Origin of the sequence: Streptococcus chosunensis (assembly GCF_003626515.1) — a bacterium.
Lineage (GTDB): Bacteria > Bacillota > Bacilli > Lactobacillales > Streptococcaceae > Streptococcus > Streptococcus chosunensis.
In genome coordinates this window covers 465,765-489,467 of the sequence record NZ_RBCK01000001.1, presented here as the reverse complement: position 1 = coordinate 489,467, position 23,703 = coordinate 465,765, and the positions used below count along the sequence as shown (strand labels likewise).

Sequence of the window (23,703 nt, the reverse complement as noted above, 5' to 3'; positions counted from 1 at the left end):
GCGGAAAAAAACACTTAGATTGGAATTATTTTTAAAACGCAAACAGACTTATGTCTCTTTTTCAAAATGAGTTCGAACATAGCCTAGAGCTAAGAAAGATAAGACAACAACTCCAAGTCCTATAATCAAGAAAGAATAAAGATGGACACTTGGCAGCCAGGTCATTAAACCTGTTGCAATAGGCATAAATAGTATAGCTAAGGTATAAATCGAACTGAGAACTCTTCCCAGATATTCCCCTTCAACCTTGGTTTGTACCTGAGTAAAAAAGTGAATATTGAAAATCGTCATAAATAGTTCACAAATGAAATTTCCTGAAAAAGCAAGATAGGAGGGGAGGGGGAAACCCATTATCATCACTCCAAGTCCAGTCAGAACCAATAAAAACAGAAGCATTTCCATACTAGCTTTAATCTTACTAGCTAACAGCGCCCCAACAATAGAACCGATAGCACCCATAGTTAAAATAGTGGCATAGGCACCTTGAACTCCATAGAGCTGATTTGAAAAGGGGAGGAGGTAATTAAAGGCTGCGAAGAAAAAATTGACACTTGAAGCCATGACTAACAAAAAGAAGATTTCCTTTTGCTTCAAAATATAGTGAACTCCCTCCTTGATATCAGCACAAATAACTTTGAATGTGAGTTTCTTCTCACCCATAGTCTTCTCTTCTTTCTTTGGAAGCAAGGCTACCAAGCCAAAAGCGAGAAAAAAACTAAGGGCATCTAATACCAAGGTAATGCGAAGACTTGCAAATTGTAAAACCAGAAAAGAAAGTACAGGAGAACTCACACTGACAACCTGCAAGACCAACTCCAAACGAGAATTGTAGAGGACCAGTTCATCCTTCTCTACCAATTCTGTGATAATGGCCTTATTTGCTGGTCTAGAAAAGGCAAAAGCAATAGCCTGAACAATGTTAGCAAAAACCAAAGCCCCAATCATCCAGCTGTCATTCCTTATGAAAGAAATAGCCAGACAAAGAATCCCACAAATAAGGTCTGTCACCATTAAAATCTTACGACGAGAAAAACGGTCTGATATAACTCCACCAAAGGGATTTACGAGAATAGATGTGACGAGTTCAGAAATCTGATACATTCCTAAAACTGTTTGTCCGATAGCCCCCATGGAAGCCAACCAGACACTATTTCCATAATCATAGAGCATATTCCCTATCTTGTTAACAGCTCCGCGACTAATCAACTGCACTGCATAGCGATTCATATAAAAACTCCTCTCAAATTTTGAAACTATTGTATCAAAACCGAAAGGAGCTTTTTATTTTTTCCCTTATTTGGGAAAATTAATCTTTGACAAATTTTTCGTAGTGTTCCTGATAGTAGGCTACTTGCTCTGGGAGACCTAGCACATCAAAAATATGCATGGCTTCTTGCATCTGCTTACAACCTTCTTTACACTGCCCTTTTTGATAGAAGGCAAAACCTTTTAGGTAATGTAAAATATTTCGTTCATAAAGACTAATGTTTTTACCAATAATCTTCTCTGTATAAGCCTCAAAATAGCTTGCATTGTCAAAAGAAAGATGCTCTAAACAATGCTGGTAACAATTGAGGGCCAAAATCAACACTAATCTCTTATGGCGACCAATCTCTTGGTAAAATTCCTCCCTCTCCATAACTTCTCTACCAATCCGAGTGACATAGTCTACATCGTAGAAACTATAGAGGTTACCAAACAGAATCAACTCATACATGGTCCATTCTTCTGTTTTAAAGAGATAATCTGCTACCTTATCCAAATCATCCAACTTCATATCATAACTCGAATCTCTTTGACAAATCAGACCTTGTAGCAAAATCCAGTTCAACTCGAAATAGAGAGGATTTGTCGAACTCTTAGCCTTTTCAAGTTGTTCTCTTTGAAGCTTTTGAAAACCTGTAATATCATTTGAGTAGTAAAGGGGTACAATTTGTCCCATCATGGCAACATGTTCATGATTGTGAAAATTTCTTGCCTTGTCCATGAAATTTTCGATTGTTACATGAATGTTATCCAAAATCTCAAAAAAACGTGAGACTGCTAGGTCAGACTCCCCAAGCTCAAAGCGAGATAACTGAGAGGTTGAACAGGACTCCCCTGCCGCCTCCTTTAAAGAATAATTTCCACTTGTTCGAAATTCACGAAATACTTTTCCAAGATGTTCCATCTTTACACCCTTTTTTACAAAATAAACATTCAAAATTAATGAATTAACGGTAAGATATTTGCGACTTAGTTACTTCAATATTTCTATCAACGAATTTTATATAGGGAGCAACAAAATCAATATCATCACATTTAGGACCAAGTTTAATTTTTGAATATTTTAGTTCTTTGTCAATATAAGCATATAGACCAGGAATCACACTATTAGAACTTTCGCTAGAAAAAATAACATCTTCGTTGCCTTCATAAGATTGAATAATTCTATATTCATTTTCATAGCTATAATCTGCATCTTTAAACAAATAACGAATGTCATCAATTAGGTTTAATGCTGATAAAAAGATACCTTCTTTTTCTTTATCATCGTCATAATTTTTAATTTCGTTAAATGCTGATTTTATTGAATTTATTTCTTCCTCTAGTAAATCTTCTTTAACATTATAACAAACTTTATAAATTTCTATTCCATCTTCTATTAAGCTTTTAATGTACTCAGAATGATATGTTAGATTAATCCCTTTTGCATCATCACCATACTGCTTCCACATTGGAAGACTATCATCTAGATTTTGCCCATTTCCAGTTTGTGTCATAGAAGCAAAAAAGAACGGCGATGTATCATAATCAGTTTGAGATAATTCCTCTTTCTTAATTCCTATGAGATTAAGAAATGTATACCCTTCATTTGGATCATTCATTTGTCTGGCATTACTAAGTCGTAATCTAGGATAATTATCTTTATCATCAATTTTATAAAGCAAAAATTTCAAGGTATTTAGTGAAGTATAGTGAATAAAATCCTCACCTTCTACTCTATATTTTAATTTATCTTTTATAATATTTACATTGTCCGATATTTCTTTCAATTCATCTTTGTCAATAGTTTCTAACTCTGACTTTAGCTGTTCGTAATTTTTCTTTTTTACCAATGAAAGTAAAGTATTATAATACACTTGATGGGTATCTTTAGATGAGTTCTCAATACAATGTTCAATTAACTTTTTTAATAGATTATAGTTAAAATTACTTTTTTCAACTAAATCTTCAATTTCTTTTTTTAAATCTTCTACTCGTTCCTCTTCTAATAAAGTCAAAAAATACTCCGTAATCTTATCCGAAGAAAGATAATTCCCAACATTTAAATTCGAATCTAGTTTTTTTAGAGCTTCATTAAATTTAATTATATCTTCACTATTTGTTACCCCATCATTTCTTAAAAGAGCAAACTTTACTCCTTCATTTTCTTTTATTCCTTCTGGTAAGTCATTAAGTATAAGATCATTATGTATTGCAAGAAATTCATCATAATTTTCTGAACATAATTCATATAAGTTTCGATAAAATTCTAGATTACAAGCCAAAGAATACTTTTGATTCATATCAAAATCAGCTTCAGTCAATTTAAAAATAGATTTAATTCCGTTAATATCCTTTTGTTCTTCTATCTCAGCTTCGTAAATTCTATAACTACCTATGTATCTTTCGCCACAATCTTCGTCATAGTAATAAACACGAAAAGTAATGTAATAGCCATAATCATTCCAATCATCTTTAAAAAAAATGAAACTATCCGAAAAATTTTTATTAGTCACTTCATTATAAACTCTGTTAAAATATTTATATTCTACCATCTATTACTCCTTCTACACCTGCTCTGATAATTCTTCCCACTCAAGCATGGCTTCTTCCTGACGATGGCTGATTTTGTCCAGCTCAGCCTGTAATTCCATCAGTTTTTCGGCATCGTTTGTCTCCAACATTTGTTCAGAAATGGTTTGACTTTGACTTTCTAGCTCTTCAATTTCAGCTTCTAGACTTTCGATTTGTCGCATGAGCTTACGAACTTCTTTTTGACTTTCTTTCTGAGCCTGATAATCATTGACTGTACTCACTTCTTTTGCTTGATTGCTGGTTAAAGCTTCCTCAGCCTGAGTCATTTCTACTTCTGCTTTCTTCTCAACATAGTAGTCGTAATCTCCCAAGTAAAGAGTCGAACCCTTCTCAGACAATTCCAGTACATGAGTTGCCACACGATTGATAAAGTAACGGTCGTGGCTGACGAATAGAAGAGTTCCATCGAAGTCAATCAAGGCATTTTCCAACACTTCCTTGCTATCAATATCCAAGTGGTTGGTCGGCTCATCCAGAATCAAAAAATTATTGTTTTCCATGGAAAGTTTAGCCAGAAGTAAACGAGCTTTCTCGCCACCAGACAGCATGCCGACTGATTTTTTAACATCATCTCCTGAGAAAAGGAAGGCACCTAGACGGTTGCGAATTTCAACTTCTGGTGTCAGTTTAAAATCATTCCAGAGTTCATCCAATACGGTATTACTTGGTGTCAGCTTGCTTTGGGTTTGGTCATAGTAACCAACCTCAACATTAGCCCCAAATCGCTTTTCCCCCTTGATAAAAGAAATCTGGTCCACTATAGACTTAATAAAGGTTGACTTGCCGATTCCATTTGGACCAACGATAGCGACAGCGTTCATTTTACGAAGGTCTAGGTTGATTGGCTCGGACAATATTTCCCCATCATAACCAATGGCTGCATTTTCAACTGTCAAAACGATATTACCAGACGTTTTTTCAGACTGGAAGGTCATGTTGGCTGCTTTCTTACCAGCTTCAGGCTTGTCTAAACGCTCCATTTTTTCCAGCTGTTTACGGCGAGATTGGGCACGTTTGGTCGTTGAAGCTCGGACTAAATTGCGATTGACAAAGTCTTCCAGAGCTGCAATTTCCTTCTGTTGCTTTTCATAATTTTTTGCCTCAGTAGCTAGTTTTTGCTCCTTCAACTCAACAAAACGAGAGTAATTGCCCACATAGCGATCCAAGGAATGCTTGGTCAAATCCAGCGTAATCGTCGCAACCTTGTCCAAGAAATAACGGTCGTGGCTGACAATAATAAGGGCACCGCTATAGTTTACCAAGTAATTCTCTAGCCAGGCAATCGTTTCAATATCCAAGTGGTTGGTTGGCTCATCCAAAACCAAGAGATTAGGTTTTTCAAGGAGCATTTTGGCTAGAGCCAAACGAGTATTTTGACCACCAGAAAGCTCAGCAATTTTCATCTGCCACATAGACTCGTCAAACTTGAATCCATTTAAAATCGCTCGGATATCAGCTTCATAAGTAAAGCCACCTGCTTGGCGAAAATTCTCAGATAAGCGGTCATAATCTGACATCAGCTTATCCAAATCCTCACCAGACTTTTCACCCATCTCTAGCTCCATCTGACGAAGTTGTTTCTCCGTACGACGCAAGTCATCAAAGACATGAAGCATCTCATCGTAGATGGTATTTTCAGACTCAAAACGGCTATCTTGGGCTAGGTAAGACAGAGAAATATCTTTTTTCTTATTGATTTCTCCACTAGTTGGCTCCTCTTCTCCAACCAAAATCTTCAAAAGAGTAGACTTACCTGCACCATTTTTCCCAACAAGAGCAATCCGATCTCGTTCATCGACCTGCAAGTTGATATTATCAAAAAGAACCTCTCCAGCAAAAGAACGTTCAATTTTATTAGCTTGTAAAATAATCATACAAGTAGTATAGCATGTTTCCCTAAGGCATTCAAGACTTGATAAACCGGCATATGTCACCACTATTCTGAAAATTATGCTAAGGTTTTACTAAAATGCTAAAAAATGCTATAATGTGAACGGTTAAAACAATTTACAAAAGGAGAATTTTAATGTCTTACCAAGAAAATTACCAAAAATGGGTTGATTTTGCGGATCTTCCTGACTACCTTCGTCAAGATTTGGAAAATATGGATGAAAAAACAAAGGAAGATGCCTTCTATACTAATCTTGAATTTGGTACTGCAGGTATGCGTGGCTTGATTGGTGCTGGTACAAACCGCATCAACATCTACGTTGTTCGCCAAGCTACTGAAGGATTGGCTCGTTTGATTGAGTCAAAAGGTGGAAACGAAAAAGAACGCGGTGTGGCAATCGCCTACGATAGCCGTCACTTCTCACCTGAGTTTGCCTTTGAATCTGCAGCAGTTCTTGCTAAACACGGTATCAAATCTTACGTTTTTGAAAGCCTTCGTCCAACTCCAGAACTATCATTTGCAGTTCGTCACCTCAACTGTTTCGCAGGTATCATGGTCACAGCTAGCCATAACCCTGCTCCATTTAACGGTTACAAGGTTTACGGTGAAGATGGTGGACAAATGCCTCCACACGACGCGGACGCTTTGACTACTTATATCCGTGCAATCGAAAATCCATTTGCAGTTGAAGTTGCTGATGTGGAAGCTGAAAAAGCTTCTGGCTTGATTGAAGTCATCGGCGAAGCTGTCGATGTAGAATACCTCAAAGAAGTTAAGGACGTTAACATCAACCCAACCTTGATTGAAGAATTTGGTAAAGACATGAAGATTGTCTACACACCACTGCATGGTACTGGTGAAATGTTGGCTCGTCGTGCTCTTGCCCAAGCAGGATTTGACTCTGTTCAAGTTGTTGAAGCGCAAGCAACTGCTGACCCAGACTTCTCAACTGTAAAATCTCCAAACCCAGAAAGCCAAGCAGCCTTTGCTCTTGCTGAAGAACTTGGTCGTCAAGTTGGTGCAGATGTTCTTGTGGCAACTGACCCTGATGCTGACCGTGTTGGTGTTGAAGTTCTACAAAAAGATGGTAGCTACCTCAACCTTTCAGGTAACCAAATCGGTGCTATCATGGCTAAATACATCTTGGAAGCCCACAAAAATGCTGGAACTCTTCCTGAAAATGCAGCTCTATGTAAATCTATCGTATCAACTGACTTGGTAACGAAGATTGCTGAAAGCTACGGCGCAACTATGTTCAACGTCTTGACTGGTTTCAAATTCATCGCTGAAAAAATCCAAGAATTCGAAGAAAAACACAATCACACATACATGATGGGATTTGAAGAAAGCTTCGGTTACTTGATTAAACCATTCGTTCGTGATAAAGATGCTATCCAAGCCGTTCTCGTCGTTGCTGAGCTTGCTGCCTACTACCGTTCACGTGGTTTAACACTTGCTGACGGTATCGAAGAAATCTACAAAGAGTACGGCTACTACGCTGAAAAGACTATCTCTGTTACCCTTTCAGGTGTCGATGGTGCTGAACAAATCAAAGCAATTATGGCTAAATTCCGCAACAATGCTCCAAAAGAATGGAACTCAACATCTATCACTGTCGTAGAAGACTTCAAGGCACAAACTGCTACTGCTGCTGACGGTACCGTTACAAACTTAACAACTCCTCCAAGTGATGTGTTGAAATACACACTTGCTGACGGTTCATGGATTGCCGTTCGCCCTTCAGGTACAGAACCAAAAATCAAGTTCTACATTGCAGTTGTAGGTGAAACCAACGAAGAATCACAAGCTAAGATTGCTAATATCGAAGCAGAAATCAATGCGTTTGTAAAATAAAACACTAGAAAAGATGAGACCAACCAATCTCATCTTTTTTTTCGTATCAAATCTAAGCAATTTTAGAAACTTTATGGCATACTAGACTTATCAATGAAAGCGAGGTAATCTCATGGAACAATTTTTAGATAACATCAAAGATCTTGAAGTCACTACAGTTGCGCGTGCGCAAGAAGCTCTTGATAAGAAAGAAACTGCAACCTTCTTTATCGGTCGTAAAACTTGCCCTTACTGCCGTAAATTTGCTGGTACCTTGGCAGGTGTCGTAGCTGAAACCAAAGCCCACATCTACTTCATTAATAGTGAAGAAGCAAGCCAACTCAATGAGTTGCAAGAATTCCGCTCACGCTACGGAATTCCAACTGTACCAGGCTTCGTTCACATTGCAGATGGACAAATCAATGTCCGTTGCGACTCTTCAATGTCAGCGCAAGAAATCAAAGAATTTGCAGGATTGTAAAATATATAAAAAGAAGGTACTCGCCTTCTTTTTATATATTTGTCAATGGTGTTGCGGTATCTGGTGAGGTATCATAAACCTTAAAGTCTACTCCGACTCCCAGATCAGCTTGCGCTAGCTGGTTGACCATGGTCATATGAGCCAGTTCCTTGATATTGTTTTCCTTAGATAAATGTCCAAGGTAGATTTTCTTAGTGCGGTTTCCCAAAGTACGAATCATAGCTTCGGCACCATCTTCGTTAGAAAGGTGACCCAGATCCGATAGGATTCGTTGTTTGAGTCGCCAAGCGTAAGAACCTGCTCGCAAAATCTCTACATCATGATTGGACTCGATAAGGTAGCCATCTGCATTTTCGACAATCCCTGCCATACGGTCACTCACATAACCTGTATCAGTCAGCATGACAAAACTCTTATCATCCTTCATAAAACGATAGAACTGCGGTGCAACCGCATCGTGGCTAACACCAAAACTCTCAATATCAATATCTCCAAATGTTTTGGTTTTACCCATTTCAAAGATATGCTTTTGCGAAGAATCCACCTTGCCGAGATACTTGCTATTTTCCATTGCTTGCCAGGTCTTTTCATTGGCATAAAGATCCATACCATACTTGCGAGCCAAAACTCCCACTCCGTGGATATGGTCTGAATGCTCATGTGTAATCAAGATGGCATCCAGGTCCTCGGGTTTACGGTTAATTTCAGCAAGTAGGCTGGTAATTTTCTTACCAGACAAGCCTGCATCCACTAAAAGCTTCTTTTTTGGGGTTTCCAGATAAAAGGAATTTCCACTGGAACCCGACGCTAAAATACTGTATTTAAAGCCTGTTTCACTCATTCTAGTCTTCTACTTCGTCCTCCCATACTTCTTCTTTCACTGCATCCTTATCATAAGGTAACACAATGGTGAAGGTTGATCCTTTACCGTATTCACTCTTAGCCCAAATAAAGCCCTTATGTTGTTTGATAATTTCTTTAGCAATAGACAGTCCTAGACCTGTACCACCTTGGGCACGACTTCTAGCACGATCCACACGATAAAAACGGTCAAAGATACGTGGTAAATCCTGCTTTGGTATCCCCAATCCTTGGTCAGAGATGGATAAAATCATCTGATCATCAGTTGTCTTCATGGTCACTGTGATTTTACCGCCATCTGGTGAATACTTAATGGCATTGTTGAGAATATTATCAATCACCTGTGTCATTTTATCTGTATCAATTTCAATCCAGACAGAGGTAATCGGATAATCTCTCACCAATTCGTATTTCTTCTCCTCATCTGGTCCTCTCATCTTATCAAAACGGTTAAGAATAAAGGTAATAAAGGCAGTAAAATTAATCAGTTCGACATCTAGATGACTGGTTGCATTATCAATACGTGAAAGATGGAGAAGATCTGTCACCATTCGCATCATACGGTTAGTTTCATCAAGAGATACCTTGATAAAGTCTGGTGCGACAGGTTCTGACAAGGCTCCCTCATCCAAGGCTTCAAGATAGGATTTAACACTAGTCAGTGGCGTCCGTAGCTCATGACTAACGTTGGAAACAAAGAGTCTCCGTTCGCGCTCCTCCTTCTCCTGCTCCGTCGTATCGTGTAAAACAGCAACCAAACCAGAAATAAAGCCAGACTCACGACGAACCAAGGCAAAACGTACACGAAGGCTCAGATATTCACCATTGTCATCCTGAGAATCAATCATAAGCTCAGGAACTTGGGTAATCAAATCACGAAGTTCATACTCATCTTCAATCTTAAGCAATTCTAGAATACTTTTATTGAGAACCTCTTCTTTCTGAACACCTAGCTGTTTCTTAGCCATGTCATTAATCATAGTAATCTTGCCACGACGATTGGTCGCAAGAACTCCGTCTGTCATGTATGAGAGGATACTATTCAATCGTTTACTCTCTTGTTCCAGATTTTCTTGAGTCAAGCGAATTACTTCTGATAAATCATTGAGATTATTGGTAATATTAGTGATCTCAGAGCTTCCCTGCATATCCAATACCTGAGAATAATCTCCTGCAATCAAGTCTTTAACTTTTTGATTAATTTGCTTCAACCGAATATTATCTCGCCGATTTTCTAGCAAAAGCAAGGTAACAATCAAGATAAAACCCAATAAAATTAAAATGAAGATAAAATCACTAGTAAGAATATTTTTTCTAATCAATTCAATCATTATTTCTCATATAATAACCAACACCACGACGTGTTAGGATATACTCTGGACGACTAGGTGTATCTTCAATCTTCTCACGCAAACGTCTGATAGTTACGTCAACAGTCCGAACATCTCCGAAATAATCATAACCCCAGACCGTTTCAAGCAAATGTTCACGTGTAATCACTTGACCAATATGAGACGCCAAGTGGTACAAAAGCTCAAATTCACGGTGGGTCAAGTCTAGTTCTTCACCATATTTTTTAGCTACATAAGCATCTGGCACAATCTCCAAATCCCCAATTTGCAAGGGTTGGGCTTTCTTTTCATCTGACTCTTGATTATCTACAGAAACCAAGTCCGTGCGACGGAGAAGAGCTTTAACACGCGCCTGCAACTCACGATTTGAGAAGGGTTTGGTTACATAGTCATCCGCCCCAAGCTCTAAACCGATAACCTTATCAAATTCGCTATCTTTAGCCGAAAGCATGATAATAGGCACACTACTAGTCTTGCGAATGGTCTTAGCAACTTCTAAACCATCGATTTCTGGAAGCATCAAATCCAGAATAATAATATCTGGTTGCTCTGCTTCATATTGCTCTAGCGCTTCACGACCGTTAAAAGCAGTTACAACCTCGTAACCTTCCTTGGTCATGTTAAACTTGATAATATCCGAGATTGGTTTTTCATCATCTACAATTAATATTTTTTTCATTTGTTCACCTTTTTCTCTACCATTATACCAAAAAAATAACAAGAAGACACAATAGCTAGTCTTTGCTACTGTCTAAGTTGGCTTTTGCATAAGCCTGCCAGATTTTTTGTTGGGGTTTAGCAAGTGGAACATCCTTGAATTCTTCTGGTGAAAGCCAGCGAACTTCCCTATCTGAAAAAACATGGAAATCACTCACTTGACCTGCTACAATTTGAACATGCCACTTGCGGTGACTAAAGATATGCTTGACAGTGTCAAAATAAATATCAAGCCAATCAACTTCTAAGTCATAGTCCTGCTGAAAACTCTCTTCTGGACTGGGGCCAAAGTTCACACTTTCTTCTGCAACCTGATGAAAGAGGTCAAACTGCTCTTCTTGCGAAAAGTTATCTACTTCTATCAAGGGGAAATGCCAAAAACCTGCCAAGAGCTTTTCACTTTCATTCTTTTCAAGTAAAAATTGTCCCTGAGCATTTTTGACCACCAAGGCTTTGAGATAAATGGGAACTGGCTTTTTCTTGGGAGCCTTGATTGGATAACGGTCCATTGTGCCATTCTGATATGCCGCACTAAAGTCCTTAACTGGGCTTTCTTCTGGTCTGGGATTTACAGGTGCCTCAATATCTGAGCCCAAGTCCATCAAGGCTTGATTAAAGTCACCTGGCCGTTCTGGGTCAATCAGGATTTCCATCATTACCTGAAAAATTTTTCGATTACTTGGAATCCCAATATCGTGGTTAACTTCAAATAGACGGGCCAACACCCGCATGACATTACCATCTACAGCTGGCTCAGGCAAGTTAAAAGCAATACTGGAAATAGCGCCTGCAGTGTAGGGACCAATTCCTTTCAAGCTGGAAATTCCTTCATAGGTATTTGGAAATTTACCACCAAAGTCAGTCATAATCTGCTGGGCTGCAGCCTGCATATTACGAACTCGAGAATAATAACCCAAACCTTCCCAAGCCTTCAACAAACGCTCTTCAGGCGCATTCGCCAAACTTTCTACTGTTGGAAACCAGTCCAAGAATCGTTCGTAATAAGGAATAACCGTATCTACCCTAGTCTGCTGGAGCATAATTTCCGAGACCCAGATATGATAAGGATTTTTACTTCTACGCCAGGGTAAATCTCTTTTGTTTTCATCATACCAAGTGAGAAGTTTCTCACGGAAAGAAACAATCTTCTCATCCGGCCACATGACGATACCGTATTCTTTCAAATCTAACATATCTCTAGTATAACACAGAAGATTCTAACTGTCCTTTTCCTAGTATTAATACTCTTCGAAAATCAAATTCAAACCACGTCAACGTCGCCTTGCCGTACTCAAGTACAGCCTGCGGCTAGTTTCCTAGTTTGCTCTTTGATTTTCATTGAGTATAAAAAACCTCTTCCCAAGGGAAAGAGGACTAAATCTTATTGATGAACCGCTTGAGCTGCTGTGATAAGGGTCAACTTGTACACATCATCAGCATTACATCCACGAGAAAGGTCGTTAACTGGCTTGTTCAAACCTTGCAAAACAGGACCAACAGCTGCAAAACCACCAAGACGTTCAGCCATCTTGTAGCCGATATTTCCTGCCTCGATACCTGGGAAGATGAAGACATTTGCTTGACCAGCTACTGTACTTCCAGGAGCTTTCAAAGCTGCAGTTTCAGGAACAAAGGCCGCATCAAATTGCAACTCACCATCGATTTCAAGGTCAGGGCGCAAGTCATGAGCAATTTTAGTTGCTTCAACAACCTTATCAACGCTTTCTCCAAATCCTGAACCTTTAGTAGAATAGCTTAGCATAGCAATTTTAGGCTCGATTCCAAACATTTTAGCTGTGATTGCTGAGTTAATGGCAATTTCAGCCAAAGCTTCTGCGTCTGGATTGATATTGATGGCACAGTCCCCAAACAGGTAACGCTCCGTACCACGAACCATGAGGAAGGCACCTGAAGTACGAGTTACATTTGGGCGAGTTTTGATGATTTGAAGGGCTGGACGAACTGTTGAAGCTGTTGAGTGAATCGCTCCTGACACCATTCCATCAACCAATCCTAAGTAAACCAACATAACACCAAAATAGTTGACATCTTCAATCAAAACCTTGCGTGCATCTTCTTCAGACATTTTACCCTTACGACGTTCTACCAAGGCAGCAACCATTTCTTCAAATTTATCGTAGTGTTGAGGGTCGATGACTTCATAACCATCCTCGATGCCTTCGATTTCAAGATAAATTTTAATTTTTTCAGGATTTCCAAGCAAAACAGGAATCACTTCTGTTTCTTTTACCAGGCGTTTAGTTGCTTGAAGAATACGAGGTTCTTCCCCTTCAGGGAGAACGATACGAGCATTTTTACCAACCAGGTTGGCTTTGAGACTTTCAAAAACTTCCATGAGTTTTCTCCTTTAAGATAATAATTATACTCTGAATCATTTTTTATAGAGTATTAGTTGATAACTGGGTAATAAGGTTACTAAAATCATCCGGCAAGGGACTTTCTAACTGCAATTCTTGCTCTAAAAATGGATGATAAAAGGATAGGTAATGGCAATGCAGAGCCTGACGTTGAATGCCATCGTCCAGACTACCGCCATACAAATCATCTCCCAACAAAGGAAAACCAATATGAGAAAAATGGACTCGGATTTGGTGAGTACGTCCAGTGTGCAGGCGAATATCGACCAAATGAATATTTCTATAAGAAGCTACAATCTTGTAGGAAGTATGAGCATACTTTCCACCTTTAGCTACGCGTCTGGTAATAATGGAGTCTTCATTACGCGCAATCGGAGCAATGATTTCCCCCTCTGACTCCAAGTATCCATCACCTTTAACCAAAGCAAAGTAGCGTTTCTCGATAGATTTCTTCTGCAACTGCTTGTCTAATCGTGCGTGGGCATAGCCGTGCTTGGCAAAGAGCATCAAGCCAGAAGTATCTCTATCAAGCCTGGTTACAATGTGAACCTGCTGATTTTCGTAATTTTGCTTGACGTAGTAACCCTTGATAAAATTGGCAATTGTATTAGAGTGATTAACACTAGGAATAGAAGCCACTCCATAGGGTTTATTCAAGACTAGAAAATGGTCATCCTCATAGAGAATATCCAGTGGGTACTCGATAGCTTCTAGAGTTTCAAAGCCTTCCTCAGCGGGAATATCAATGACAACGCGGTCTCCAATATCCAATAGATACGTCGCATTTTGTGGTTGATCATTGACTAGAATAGCTCCGCCTCGAAACTTAATCTTGGCCAGAAGTCCCTTAGAAACCTCGTGCTTTTTCAAGAAGGTCTTAACCTTGACATGTTCATCTGCGATAAATTCAAACCTCATTCGTCCACCTCGCCTATGAAAGCATCCTTAACGCGGTTCCAGAAACTAGTGTGACTAGGCGACGCAACAAAGTGAATCTTATGATGGTCGATTTGATATTCGATTCTCTCAATATTTCGGAAGGAATAAACGCTATTGTCAACCGAAATGGTATGGTAATCGTTTCTCGTTGGGATAAGTTCAATCTTATCCTTCTTAGGAACAATAATGGACGAACCCAGCGTTCGATAGACACGATTGTTAAGGCTGGCAATTTCCGTCAGCTGAAGAGCTTCAATGGTAGGGTGTAAAACAGCTCCACCAAGCGACTTGTTATAGGCTGTGCTACCAGTCGGTGTCGAAACTGTTAGCCCATCTCCACGAAAACGTTCAAAGTGGACACCATTAATCACAACATCCGCAACCATGGTTCGATCAGACCTGCGGATACTGGCTTCATTTAGTGCTCTGAAAATCTTAACTTCACCATTTTCAAGAAAGACCTTCACATTCAGAACAGGGTATGATACCTTTGCCCCAGTATCTAGCTGCAAATTAGTTACTAGCTTATCCAACTCAAAATCACGGTAGTCCGTATAGAAGCCCAAATGTCCAGTGTGAACACCGATAAAGCGGACCTTGTCAAGCTGATTTTCGTACTTATGAAAGGCCGACAAGAGCATGCCATCCCCACCAATGGAGATGACAATGTCCGGATTGGTATCATTGAGTATAAACTGATTTCTCTTCAAACGATCTCGCAATTCATACAAAACCCTTTGACTCTGTGGTTTTCTATTGGCTATCAGGTCAATTCGTTTACCTGTATTCTTCATCTGTATCGTCACTGTTTCCTACACCGTCATTTAATTTTCTACTCAAAGGATCAAAAAGAGCCTGGGCTTCCTGAATATCATCTCGAATTTTACCCATTTCTTCATCCAACTGATGGGCAATTTTGGCGGTAATTTCCAGTCTCTTTTTAATTTCCTCTGGGAAATCCCCTTGGTACTTGTAGTTGAGAGAATGTTCTATTGTTGCCCAGAAATTCATGGCCAAGGTACGAATCTGAATTTCCGCCAAAATGGTCTTGGCTCCATTGATGGTATCAACCGTATATTCTACTACCACATGATAGGAACGATAGCCTGATGCTTTTCGATGAGTAATGTAATCTCGCTCCTGTATGATTCGCATGTCCTGACGTTTGCGTAAAATTTCCACTACTTCCTTGACGTCATCTACAAACTGAACCATCACACGCAAGCCAGCAATATCCTGCAAATCGTGCTCTAAGGTCGCATAAGTAATGCCACGACGAACCATTTTTTCCTTAATGCTTTCAATTGGCTTGACTCGACCAGTCACAAACTCAATCGGAGAATGCTTATTTTGTTTACGATATTGCTTACGAATACCACGAAGTTTAATTTTCAACTCACCAACAGCTTGAATGTAAGGATCTAGAAATTCTTCCCATTCTAAGGTCATATATTCTCCCTTGTTCTCATATTTATCCTTCAAAAATATCTTTGATTTTTTCTCCAGATTCATATACAATAAATACAATGCTTATTATACCATAAATCCGCTTTCAACGATAAAGAAAAGGTAAGAAAAATGAAACATTTAGAAATTGAATTGAAAACACTATTGAAAAAAGATGAATACAATCGTCTAAAAGACCAGTTCACAAATGTCACACCTGTTCTTCAAAAAAATTACTACATCGACACGCCTGATTTTGAGCTGCGAGAAAAGAGAGTCGCTATGCGCATTCGAATCTTTGAAGACTGGGCAGAATTGACACTCAAAGTCCCGCAAAGTGTCGGAAACATGGAATACAACCAAAAATTGCAACTAAAAGATGCTGAAAACTATCTGAGTAAGAAAGAACTTCCTCAAGGTCTAGTACTGGATGAATTGTCTAAACATGGCATACAAAGCAAGAACTGGCAGGTGCTCGGTTGTCTAACAACGCTTCGCTATGAAATGCAAACAGCTATTGGTCTCATGGCACTGGATGAGAGTCATTACTTTGATATGACAGATTACGAATTAGAGCTTGAAGTTGAGAATCACGAGCAAGGGAAACAGGATTTCCAACAATTTTTAGAGGATAATCAGATTTCCTACCAAAAAGCTCCTTCAAAATTGGGTCGATTTGTCAAAAGCATGAAAAATAGCTGAAATAATCTCCATTTTTTGGTAAAATAGAAAAGATAAAAATACACAAATCCTAGTTCATATATGCAAGACAAATATCACTGGGATTTATAAAGTTTACAGAGGACGGTCTATAATGTCAGATAGAAAAAATATGAAACTTTTCGCACTCAACTCTAACCAAGAGATTGCTCAAAAAATTTCGGATGCTGTTGGTATTCCACTCGGAAAACTGTCATCACGTCAATTTTCTGACGGAGAGATCCAAGTGAATATCGAAGAAAGTGTCCGTGGTTATGATGTTTACATTATCCAATCAACAAGTTTCCCTGTTAACAACCACCTAATGGAATTGTTAATCATGGTCGACGCTTGTGTGCGCGCAAGTGCCCACAGTATCAACGTTGTTCTTCCATATTTTGGCTATGCACGTCAAGACCGCATTGCTTCACCACGTGAGCCACTCACAGCAAAACTAGTTGCTAATATGCTGGTTAAGGCTGGTGTTGACCGTATCCTTACACTTGATTTGCATGCTGTTCAGGTTCAAGGCTTCTTTGATATTCCTGTTGATAACCTCTTCACAGTTCCCCTATTTGCAAAACATTACTGCGATAAAGGCCTACTTGGTTCAGATGTTGTTGTTGTTAGCCCTAAAAATTCAGGTGTAAAACGTGCTCGTAGCTTGGCTGAATACCTTGATGCTCCTATCGCCATTATCGACTACCCTCAAGACGATGCAACTCGCAACGAAGGTTATATTATCGGTGATGTTGAAGGTAAGAAAGCTATCTTGATTGACGATATTTTAAATACAGGACGTACCTTCTCTGAAGCTGCAAAAATCGTTGAACGTGAAGGAGCTACAGAAATTTATGCTGTTTCTAGTCACGGTCTCTTCGTAGAAGGAGCTGCTGAACTTCTTGACAATACAAATATTAAAGAAATTCTTGTGACTGATTCAGTAGCAACAAAAGAAAAAACTCCTAAAAACGTATGCTACATCACTGCTAGTGAGTTAATTGGTGATGCCATCGTCCGTATCCACGAAAGAAAACCAGTCAGCCCACTCTTTGCCTACAATAAAAAGAAATAAGGTGATTCTTTGATTTATTTGGACAATGCTGCAACGACTCCAATGTCAGCAGTTGCTATTTCAGCTATGACTAAGGTTATGCAAGAAACTCACGGAAATCCTTCTAGTATTCATGGTCATGGTCGTCAAGCTGGCAAACTCTTGAGAGAAGCCCGTCAGGAACTAGCTCAGTTACTGGGGACAAAACCTCAACATATCTTTTTCACTTCTGGTGGGACTGAAGGCAACAATACTGCCATCATTGGCTACTGCCTTCGTCACCAAGAACAAGGAAAACATATCATCACAACTGCCATTGAGCACCATGCCGTCCTTGAAACCATTGATTACTTGGTTCAACACTTTGGGTTTGAAGTAACCATTATCCAACCAGAAAAGCAAGAAATCACAGCTCAACAAATCCAAGAATCCTTACGTGATGATACGATTTTGGTTTCTACCATGTTTGCCAATAATGAGACAGGAAACCTATTGCCCATTGCTGAAATTGGCCAAATACTCAAGCAACACCCTGCTGCCTATCATGTCGATGCAGTTCAAGCTATTGGTAAAATCCCTATTCACCCAGAAGAATTGTGCATTGATTTTCTCACTGCTTCGGCACATAAATTCCATGGTCCTAAGGGAATTGGTTTTCTCTACGCTTCTAGCATGGACTTTGATTCCTATCTCCATGGTGGAGACCAAGAACAGAAGAAACGTGCAGGAACTGAAAATCTGGCTGCCATCGTAGGCATGGTTGCAGCTCTAAAAGAGGACCTAGAAAAACAAGAAGAACATTTTCAACATGTACAAAATCTAGAAACTGCCTTTCTTGCAGAGCTAGAGGGAGTTCAGTATTACCTGAATAGAGGCGAACACCATCTCCCTTATGTTCTCAATATTGGATTTTCTGGCCAGAAAAATGACCTCTTACTCCTTCGTCTAGATTTGGCTGGCATTTCAATCTCTACTGGCTCAGCCTGCACTGCAGGCATTGTACAATCCAGCCATGTTCTTGAAGCCATGTACGGGGCTAATTCAGAACGCTTGAAGGAATCCGTTCGTATCAGTCTCTCACCACAAAATACTGTTGAAGACCTACAAACCCTCGCAAAAACCTTAAAAGAAATTATCGGAGGTTAGCCATATGGCATTTGAAAAAACCATTCAGTTAAAAAATTGTCGTTACGACTACACTCTTAGCCCTTCTGTTAAAAAATTCACCCTCAAAGACAACACCTTTTTTGAGACTAAGGTTGGTAACTATGAACTGACTCGCCTTTTGGAAAAAGTGCCAAACAGCGGTGAAGGATTCCAACTGAAAATCATTATTAACAAGGAACTGACAGGGGCTAAAATCAATATCACTGACAAGTTTGGGCTACGTATAGTTGATATTTTCAAATCAGAAGACCACCACATTCATCAGGAAAAATTCTATTTCCTCATGGATAGCTTGGTAGAACGTGGTGTCTTTACAAAATCGGAAAGATAGGTCCCATATGTTTGAACTGACCTATAAGGACAGCTATCATGTAGAGCGCACTCTCAAGTATGAGGATTACGAGGCTCTCATGCTTGCTCTGTCAGGATGCGTAACCCTACCAGATACACTTTATGTAACTTCTTTGACCTTTAAAGGGCGGGAAGTTTACCAAGGACTGGTCGGAGACCTCTACCGTTTTCTATCACATGCAGATTTTTTAGATCAAAACTAAGATTTTTCTTAGTTTTTTCTTATTTTTGTTGATTTTTTCACAATGTTTCTATAAAATAGAAGAATAGAAAGGTTGTGATTTTGTGAAAGATAAACAGTCTGCTATTCCGAAAGCTACAGCAAAAAGACTCTCTCTCTACTATCGAATTTTTAAGAGATTTCATGCAGAAAAGATTGAACGTGCCAACTCTAAACAAATTGCAGAGGCCATCGGTATTGATTCAGCGACAGTTCGTCGTGATTTTTCCTATTTTGGTGAACTAGGTCGTCGTGGTTTTGGCTATGATGTCAAAAAACTGATGACATTTTTTGCCGATTTGCTTAACGATAACTCCATCACCAATGTCATGCTGGTGGGTATTGGAAATATGGGCCATGCCCTTCTCCACTACCGCTTCCACGAACGTAACAAGATGAAGATTATCATGGCCTTTGACCTAGATGACCATCCTGAAGTCGGTACCCAAACTCCTGATGGAATTCCCATTTACGGGATTTCTCAAATCAAGGAAAAAATCAAGAATGCTGATGTGAAGACTGCTATTCTGACCGTTCCCAGCGTTAAGTCACAAGAGGTTGCTAATCTCTTGGTGGATGCTGGCGTGAAAGGAATTCTCAGTTTTTCACCAGTCCATCTACATTTACCAAAAGACGTGGTCGTTCAGTATGTCGATTTGACAAGCGAACTCCAAACCCTCCTCTATTTCATGCGAAGAGAGGATTAGAAAGCGAATATCATTTTATGAAAAAACCAGTTATTGGGATTACAGGAAACGAAAAAACTCATCCAGATGATGACATCATGATGAGCTACGTAGCAAAAGGCTTTGTTGAAGGCGTTAAAGACGCTGGAGGGATTCCCATCATCCTACCGATTGGTGATCAAGAAATGGCCTGCCACTATATCAGTATGATTGACAAGCTCATCTTGACAGGTGGGCAAAATGTTGATCCAAAATTCTATGGTGAACCAAAAACCATTGATAGCGATGACTACCACCTTCAAAGAGATATCTTCGAACTAGCCCTCATCAAGGAAGCTATTAACCAGAAAAAGCCTATTTTCTCTGTCTGTCGCGGGACTCAACTCTTTAACGTTGCCATGGGTGGAACTTTGTATCAAGATATAGAAGACCACTGGCAAGATTGTTCTGCTGAGTACACAACTCAACGCTTGGTGACAGAACCTGATACAGTCCTTCGAGAAATCTATGGAGAAATTTCCCATATCAATTCCTTCCACCACCAGAGCATCAAGGATTTAGCACCAAATTTAAAGATTGCAGCTCATGATCCTAAAGATGGTATCATTGAAGCTGTCATGAGTACGGATGATTTCGCCTTTCTCGGTGTCCAATGGCATCCAGAATTTCTATTTGAAAATCGTCCCAAAGATAAAAACCTCTTTGACTATGTCGTAAATGAACTTTAAATTAAATCCGTCTTTTCACGATAACTAAAGTAACTAGAATGTGAGACAATCAAATGGTCCAAGAGGACAATCCCCATCAGTTCACAGGCTTCTTTGACAAGTTTTGTAACATGATCATCATTTCGGCTAGGGGCTACCGCTCCTGAAGGATGATTGTGGACCAAGATAAGAGAGGTTGCCATATGCTTGATAGCATAGTGAAGAATCTCTCGCGGCTCAGCGATACTACGAGTTGCAGAACCGATAAAAATGGTCTGTTGATGGATGATTTGATTTTGAGTATTGAGATAGAGCGCCACCAGGTGCTCTTGTTTTTTATGTCCTAACTCCTGCTGCATCTTCTTGGCCAACTTTTGACTGCTGAGAATACTTTCCATCTCAAGGGTCTCATGTTTGTGAATACGATGACCCAGCTCAATCATAGCTTGTAATTCTATGGCCTTAACACGCCCAATACCAGATAGACTCTGCAACTCCTGCAGGGTCATTTTTTTCAAATCCGTTAGGCTTGAAAGGTTGCTCAAGACTTTCTGGGCAATTTCAAAAACGCTAGCTTGACGTGTTCCTGTCCTGAGTAAAATAGCTAGCAACTCTTGATTACTGAGCGCTTCTACTCCTTCCTTGGCCAGTCTTTCTCTCGGTAATAGTGAATCTTCTTGAAATGAAATACTATACATAAAAATCCTCCTCACTTTATTATTCGTGAGAAGGATAATAAATTAGATTTTTTTCTCAATTGGGGCTACACTAGCCAAAAGTTTTTTCAAACCTACTTCTGGGAAATTAATTTTTAATTCCTGCGTAGCACCGCTACCTGAGACTTCCAGAACTGTTCCCTCTCCCCATTTCTTGTGGAGGGCAATATCACCAATGGACCAATTTGCCTCGCTAGAAGCTGATTTTACTCCAGCTGTAAATTGACCAAATGGGAGACCGCTTGACTGGATAGATTTTGGGGCAGCACTGCGTTTACGGTCTTGAAGTGCTTGCGCAAGACTCATACCTTGACCGAAGGCAAGACCACCACTGCTATAAGTTGCTTTAAAACTTGTATTTGCAGGACGGGCCAGACCTTGATACTCAAGCAAATCTGAACTGATTTCGTTAATAAAACGACTCGGACGGTTGTAGCTGGTACGACCAAAAAGCAGGCGCGAATTAGCATTGGTCAGATAGAGGATTTTCTCTGCACGCGTAATTCCTACATAGGCCAGACGGCGTTCTTCTTCTAATTCATCTGGATCTTCAGCGGCACGACTAAGCGGGAAGACATTTTCTTCCATCCCAATCAAAAAGACAACTGGAAACTCGAGACCTTTGGCAGCATGCAGGGTCATCAAGGTCACTTCTGATGTCTCCTGACTACCTGAATCTGTGTCCGCAATCAAGGCTAAGTCATTTAAGAAACGACTCAGTTTATCCAGACCAGTTTCCTCTTCTGACACATCAGAGGTGTCATCAAAGTTTTTCGTCACAGAAAGGAACTCTTCAATATTTTCAATCCGAGCCTTGCTTTCTAAAGTTGCTTGGGCATTAAGAATATCGACGTAACCTGTTTTTTCTAGTACGGACTCAACTAACTCAGTAATGCTTAACTGTTCCAGTTGCTCCCGCAAATCGAGAATCATATTGGCAAAATCCCAGATAGACTGGGCTGCTTTACCCTTGATACCAGATAACATGATATTGGCTGAAGCATCTAGCATGGACATGTCTTGCATATTCGCAAAGTCACGAATTTTCTCAACTGTACCTGGCCCAATTCCACGTTTAGGCTCATTGATAATACGCTCAAAACTAATATTGTCACTCAAATTGGCAATGAGGTTGAGATAAGCGATAATATCACGAATTTCCTTACGGCTATAGAACTTGGTTCCACCAACCATGGTATAAGGAATGTTAGACTTGAGCAGGGCTTCCTCAATAGTACGAGACTGTGCGTTTGTCCGATAGAGAACGGCAAAATCCTTGTGAAGGAAGTTTTGACTGCGACCAAGTTCATCAATAGTTTTGGCTACAAATACAGCCTCATCTAGCTCATCATTGGCACGATAGTAAACGATTTGTTCCCCATCAGCATTTTGAGTCCAGAGATTTTTAGGGCGACGGTTTTTATTGTTTTTAATGACCTCGTTGGCCGCTTGCAGAATGGTTTTAGTTGAACGGTAATTCTCCTCCAACAAAACAACCTTAGCTTGGGGATAATCCTTTTCAAAGTCCAAAATATTCTGCATATCAGCACCACGCCAACCGTAAATCGACTGGTCCGCATCCCCAACCACACAGATGTTTTTAAAGCGTGAAGCCAAGAGTTTGACTAGTTGGTACTGGGCATGGTTGGTATCTTGGTACTCGTCAACGTGGATGTATTGAAACTTCTGCTGATAGTAGGTCAAGACATCAGGATTTTGATCAAAGAGACGCAAGGTCAGCATAATCAAATCATCAAAGTCAACCGACTCCGACTGACGCAATTCTTTTTGGTAAGCAGTGTAACACTGGGCCACGATTTGCGTGTACATATCTCCAGCTTGGGCAGCATAAGCCACATCATCAATCAAATCATTCTTAGCATTGGAAATGGTCCCCAAAATAGTTCGTTCATTCCATTTTTTAGGATCCAAGTTCAACTGTTTGAGAATGCGTTTCATGAGCGTTCGCTGTTCACCAGGATCGACAATTGTAAAATTACGATTGTAGCCAATATGGTCCGCATCGCGACGCAAAATACGAACACACATGGAGTGGAAGGTCGCAATCAAACAGTCCTGAGTAGCTGGATTGAGGCTATAAGCACGCTCTTTCATCTCACGCGCAGCCTTATTAGTAAAGGTAATGGCCAAGATATTCCAAGGATTGACTAGCTTTTCATCAATCAAATAAGCGATACGGTGGGTCAAAACTCGGGTCTTTCCAGAACCAGCCCCTGCCATGATCAACAAGGGGCCTTCTGTTGTTTGCACCGCCTCAGCTTGACGGTCATTCATTCCATTCAATAATGTGTTCATCTTCTCTTCCTTACTCTTGAAGTCAATATTTCTATTATATCAGAATTCA

Annotated in this window: 23 protein-coding genes; 9 read left to right on the top strand and 14 right to left on the bottom strand. The window is 39.8% G+C overall.

Annotated elements, in window-relative coordinates; genetic code table 11:
* Positions 1 to 48 precede the first annotated feature (48 nt).
* From D7D54_RS02380 to D7D54_RS02365, 4 genes are all read right to left on the bottom strand, one after another.
* A complete protein-coding gene (locus D7D54_RS02380; RefSeq protein WP_120718745.1) occupies positions 49 to 1,227 on the bottom strand; it encodes an MFS transporter in 1,179 nt (392 codons plus the stop codon).
* A gap of 79 nt (positions 1,228 to 1,306) precedes the next feature.
* The gene (locus D7D54_RS02375; RefSeq protein ID WP_120718744.1) at positions 1,307 to 2,170 is read right to left on the bottom strand and encodes an Rgg family transcriptional regulator; all 864 of its coding nucleotides are present in this window, start codon (positions 2,168 to 2,170) and stop codon (positions 1,307 to 1,309) included.
* Between the two features lie 43 nt (positions 2,171 to 2,213).
* On the bottom strand, positions 2,214 to 3,800 hold the full coding sequence (locus D7D54_RS02370; protein WP_120718743.1) for a DUF2971 domain-containing protein: 1,587 nt from the start codon (positions 3,798 to 3,800) through the stop codon (positions 2,214 to 2,216).
* Positions 3,801 to 3,812: 12 nt separating this feature from the next.
* Positions 3,813 to 5,714, bottom strand: coding sequence for an ABC transporter ATP-binding protein (locus D7D54_RS02365; RefSeq protein WP_120718742.1), 1,902 nt, complete (start codon positions 5,712 to 5,714; stop codon positions 3,813 to 3,815).
* Between the two features lie 152 nt (positions 5,715 to 5,866).
* Between D7D54_RS02365 and D7D54_RS02360 the strand changes: the two genes are divergently transcribed.
* Positions 5,867 to 7,585, top strand: a complete 1,719-nt coding sequence (locus D7D54_RS02360; RefSeq protein WP_120718741.1) for a phospho-sugar mutase — start codon at positions 5,867 to 5,869, stop codon at positions 7,583 to 7,585.
* 112 nt (positions 7,586 to 7,697) lie between these two features.
* Positions 7,698 to 8,045, top strand: coding sequence for a DUF6568 family protein (locus D7D54_RS02355; protein ID WP_120718740.1), 348 nt, complete (start codon positions 7,698 to 7,700; stop codon positions 8,043 to 8,045).
* A gap of 31 nt (positions 8,046 to 8,076) precedes the next feature.
* Here the strand turns inward: D7D54_RS02355 and D7D54_RS02350 are convergent, their stop codons facing one another.
* The 8 genes from D7D54_RS02350 to yjbM all read right to left on the bottom strand — a co-directional run bounded on the left by D7D54_RS02350 (position 8,077) and on the right by yjbM (position 15,741).
* Positions 8,077 to 8,886 carry an MBL fold metallo-hydrolase gene (locus D7D54_RS02350; protein ID WP_120718739.1) on the bottom strand — a complete coding sequence of 270 codons (810 nt, stop codon included), beginning with the start codon at positions 8,884 to 8,886 and terminating at the stop codon, positions 8,077 to 8,079.
* 1 nt (position 8,887) lies between these two features.
* Positions 8,888 to 10,237 carry a cell wall metabolism sensor histidine kinase VicK gene (gene vicK / locus D7D54_RS02345; protein WP_049552630.1) on the bottom strand — a complete coding sequence of 450 codons (1,350 nt, stop codon included), beginning with the start codon at positions 10,235 to 10,237 and terminating at the stop codon, positions 8,888 to 8,890.
* The gene (gene yycF / locus D7D54_RS02340; protein WP_020901406.1) at positions 10,230 to 10,937 is read right to left on the bottom strand and encodes a response regulator YycF; all 708 of its coding nucleotides are present in this window, start codon (positions 10,935 to 10,937) and stop codon (positions 10,230 to 10,232) included. The genes vicK and yycF overlap by 8 nt, the downstream gene beginning before the upstream one ends.
* Before the next feature lie 55 nt (positions 10,938 to 10,992).
* The gene (gene mutY / locus D7D54_RS02335; RefSeq protein WP_120718738.1) at positions 10,993 to 12,168 is read right to left on the bottom strand and encodes an A/G-specific adenine glycosylase; all 1,176 of its coding nucleotides are present in this window, start codon (positions 12,166 to 12,168) and stop codon (positions 10,993 to 10,995) included.
* Positions 12,169 to 12,356: 188 nt separating this feature from the next.
* Entirely contained in the window at positions 12,357 to 13,331 is a 975-nt protein-coding gene (pta, locus tag D7D54_RS02325; RefSeq protein WP_000451569.1) for a phosphate acetyltransferase, read from the bottom strand.
* A 43-nt stretch (positions 13,332 to 13,374) separates the two neighbouring features.
* Positions 13,375 to 14,271: an RluA family pseudouridine synthase gene (locus D7D54_RS02320; protein ID WP_120718737.1), complete on the bottom strand. Its 897-nt coding sequence runs from the start codon at positions 14,269 to 14,271 to the stop codon at positions 13,375 to 13,377.
* Positions 14,268 to 15,086, bottom strand: coding sequence for an NAD kinase (locus tag D7D54_RS02315; protein ID WP_033681742.1), 819 nt, complete (start codon positions 15,084 to 15,086; stop codon positions 14,268 to 14,270). The genes D7D54_RS02320 and D7D54_RS02315 overlap by 4 nt, the downstream gene beginning before the upstream one ends.
* On the bottom strand, positions 15,070 to 15,741 hold the full coding sequence (gene yjbM, locus D7D54_RS02310) for a GTP diphosphokinase (protein ID WP_120718736.1): 672 nt from the start codon (positions 15,739 to 15,741) through the stop codon (positions 15,070 to 15,072). Before yjbM ends, D7D54_RS02315 begins: the two co-directional genes overlap by 17 nt.
* Before the next feature lie 129 nt (positions 15,742 to 15,870).
* On the opposite strand from yjbM, the gene D7D54_RS02305 reads away from it, so the two are divergent.
* The 7 genes from D7D54_RS02305 to D7D54_RS02275 all read left to right on the top strand — a co-directional run bounded on the left by D7D54_RS02305 (position 15,871) and on the right by D7D54_RS02275 (position 20,643).
* The gene (locus D7D54_RS02305) at positions 15,871 to 16,440 is read left to right on the top strand and encodes a CYTH domain-containing protein (protein ID WP_120718735.1); all 570 of its coding nucleotides are present in this window, start codon (positions 15,871 to 15,873) and stop codon (positions 16,438 to 16,440) included.
* A gap of 112 nt (positions 16,441 to 16,552) precedes the next feature.
* Positions 16,553 to 17,512, top strand: coding sequence for a ribose-phosphate diphosphokinase (locus D7D54_RS02300; protein ID WP_049551214.1), 960 nt, complete (start codon positions 16,553 to 16,555; stop codon positions 17,510 to 17,512).
* Between the two features lie 9 nt (positions 17,513 to 17,521).
* Positions 17,522 to 18,637, top strand: coding sequence for a cysteine desulfurase family protein (locus D7D54_RS02295; protein ID WP_120718734.1), 1,116 nt, complete (start codon positions 17,522 to 17,524; stop codon positions 18,635 to 18,637).
* A gap of 4 nt (positions 18,638 to 18,641) precedes the next feature.
* A complete protein-coding gene (locus D7D54_RS02290) occupies positions 18,642 to 18,989 on the top strand; it encodes a DUF1831 domain-containing protein (protein WP_084926532.1) in 348 nt (115 codons plus the stop codon).
* A gap of 7 nt (positions 18,990 to 18,996) precedes the next feature.
* Positions 18,997 to 19,212, top strand: a complete 216-nt coding sequence (locus tag D7D54_RS02285) for a DUF4649 family protein (protein WP_153210301.1) — start codon at positions 18,997 to 18,999, stop codon at positions 19,210 to 19,212.
* A gap of 82 nt (positions 19,213 to 19,294) precedes the next feature.
* Positions 19,295 to 19,936 (top strand): redox-sensing transcriptional repressor Rex, encoded by a 642-nt coding sequence (locus D7D54_RS02280; protein ID WP_120718733.1) that lies wholly within the window; start codon positions 19,295 to 19,297, stop codon positions 19,934 to 19,936.
* Positions 19,937 to 19,953: 17 nt separating this feature from the next.
* On the top strand, positions 19,954 to 20,643 hold the full coding sequence (locus tag D7D54_RS02275) for a gamma-glutamyl-gamma-aminobutyrate hydrolase family protein (RefSeq protein WP_120718732.1): 690 nt from the start codon (positions 19,954 to 19,956) through the stop codon (positions 20,641 to 20,643).
* On the opposite strand, the gene radC is transcribed toward D7D54_RS02275, so the two are convergent.
* Together radC and pcrA are read right to left on the bottom strand one after the other, a co-directional pair.
* Complete coding sequence (radC, locus tag D7D54_RS02270; protein WP_000286928.1) at positions 20,640 to 21,320, bottom strand: RadC family protein; 681 nt, start codon at positions 21,318 to 21,320, stop codon at positions 20,640 to 20,642. The genes D7D54_RS02275 and radC overlap by 4 nt on opposite strands.
* Before the next feature lie 42 nt (positions 21,321 to 21,362).
* On the bottom strand, positions 21,363 to 23,654 hold the full coding sequence (pcrA, locus tag D7D54_RS02265) for a DNA helicase PcrA (protein WP_120718731.1): 2,292 nt from the start codon (positions 23,652 to 23,654) through the stop codon (positions 21,363 to 21,365).
* Between the last annotated feature and the right edge of the window lie 49 nt (positions 23,655 to 23,703).

What these genes read in the sequence shown, in the direction of transcription:
- D7D54_RS02350 (WP_120718739.1), bottom strand. Translation starts at nt 8,886, where the DNA reads ATGAGTGAAACAGGCTTTAAATACAGTATTTTAGCGTCGGGTTCCAGT.
- D7D54_RS02305 (WP_120718735.1), top strand. Translation starts at nt 15,871, where the DNA reads ATGAAACATTTAGAAATTGAATTGAAAACACTATTGAAAAAAGATGAA.
- D7D54_RS02380 (WP_120718745.1), bottom strand. Translation starts at nt 1,227, where the DNA reads ATGAATCGCTATGCAGTGCAGTTGATTAGTCGCGGAGCTGTTAACAAG.
- D7D54_RS02360 (WP_120718741.1), top strand. Translation starts at nt 5,867, where the DNA reads ATGTCTTACCAAGAAAATTACCAAAAATGGGTTGATTTTGCGGATCTT.
- pcrA (WP_120718731.1), bottom strand. Translation starts at nt 23,654, where the DNA reads ATGAACACATTATTGAATGGAATGAATGACCGTCAAGCTGAGGCGGTG.
- D7D54_RS02370 (WP_120718743.1), bottom strand. Translation starts at nt 3,800, where the DNA reads ATGGTAGAATATAAATATTTTAACAGAGTTTATAATGAAGTGACTAAT.
- yjbM (WP_120718736.1), bottom strand. Translation starts at nt 15,741, where the DNA reads ATGACCTTAGAATGGGAAGAATTTCTAGATCCTTACATTCAAGCTGTT.
- D7D54_RS02300 (WP_049551214.1), top strand. Translation starts at nt 16,553, where the DNA reads ATGTCAGATAGAAAAAATATGAAACTTTTCGCACTCAACTCTAACCAA.
- D7D54_RS02320 (WP_120718737.1), bottom strand. Translation starts at nt 14,271, where the DNA reads ATGAGGTTTGAATTTATCGCAGATGAACATGTCAAGGTTAAGACCTTC.
- D7D54_RS02315 (WP_033681742.1), bottom strand. Translation starts at nt 15,086, where the DNA reads ATGAAGAATACAGGTAAACGAATTGACCTGATAGCCAATAGAAAACCA.
- D7D54_RS02355 (WP_120718740.1), top strand. Translation starts at nt 7,698, where the DNA reads ATGGAACAATTTTTAGATAACATCAAAGATCTTGAAGTCACTACAGTT.
- D7D54_RS02285 (WP_153210301.1), top strand. Translation starts at nt 18,997, where the DNA reads ATGTTTGAACTGACCTATAAGGACAGCTATCATGTAGAGCGCACTCTC.
- D7D54_RS02365 (WP_120718742.1), bottom strand. Translation starts at nt 5,714, where the DNA reads ATGATTATTTTACAAGCTAATAAAATTGAACGTTCTTTTGCTGGAGAG.
- D7D54_RS02275 (WP_120718732.1), top strand. Translation starts at nt 19,954, where the DNA reads ATGAAAAAACCAGTTATTGGGATTACAGGAAACGAAAAAACTCATCCA.
- radC (WP_000286928.1), bottom strand. Translation starts at nt 21,320, where the DNA reads ATGTATAGTATTTCATTTCAAGAAGATTCACTATTACCGAGAGAAAGA.
- pta (WP_000451569.1), bottom strand. Translation starts at nt 13,331, where the DNA reads ATGGAAGTTTTTGAAAGTCTCAAAGCCAACCTGGTTGGTAAAAATGCT.
- D7D54_RS02375 (WP_120718744.1), bottom strand. Translation starts at nt 2,170, where the DNA reads ATGGAACATCTTGGAAAAGTATTTCGTGAATTTCGAACAAGTGGAAAT.
- D7D54_RS02290 (WP_084926532.1), top strand. Translation starts at nt 18,642, where the DNA reads ATGGCATTTGAAAAAACCATTCAGTTAAAAAATTGTCGTTACGACTAC.
- mutY (WP_120718738.1), bottom strand. Translation starts at nt 12,168, where the DNA reads ATGTTAGATTTGAAAGAATACGGTATCGTCATGTGGCCGGATGAGAAG.
- yycF (WP_020901406.1), bottom strand. Translation starts at nt 10,937, where the DNA reads ATGAAAAAAATATTAATTGTAGATGATGAAAAACCAATCTCGGATATT.
- vicK (WP_049552630.1), bottom strand. Translation starts at nt 10,237, where the DNA reads ATGATTGAATTGATTAGAAAAAATATTCTTACTAGTGATTTTATCTTC.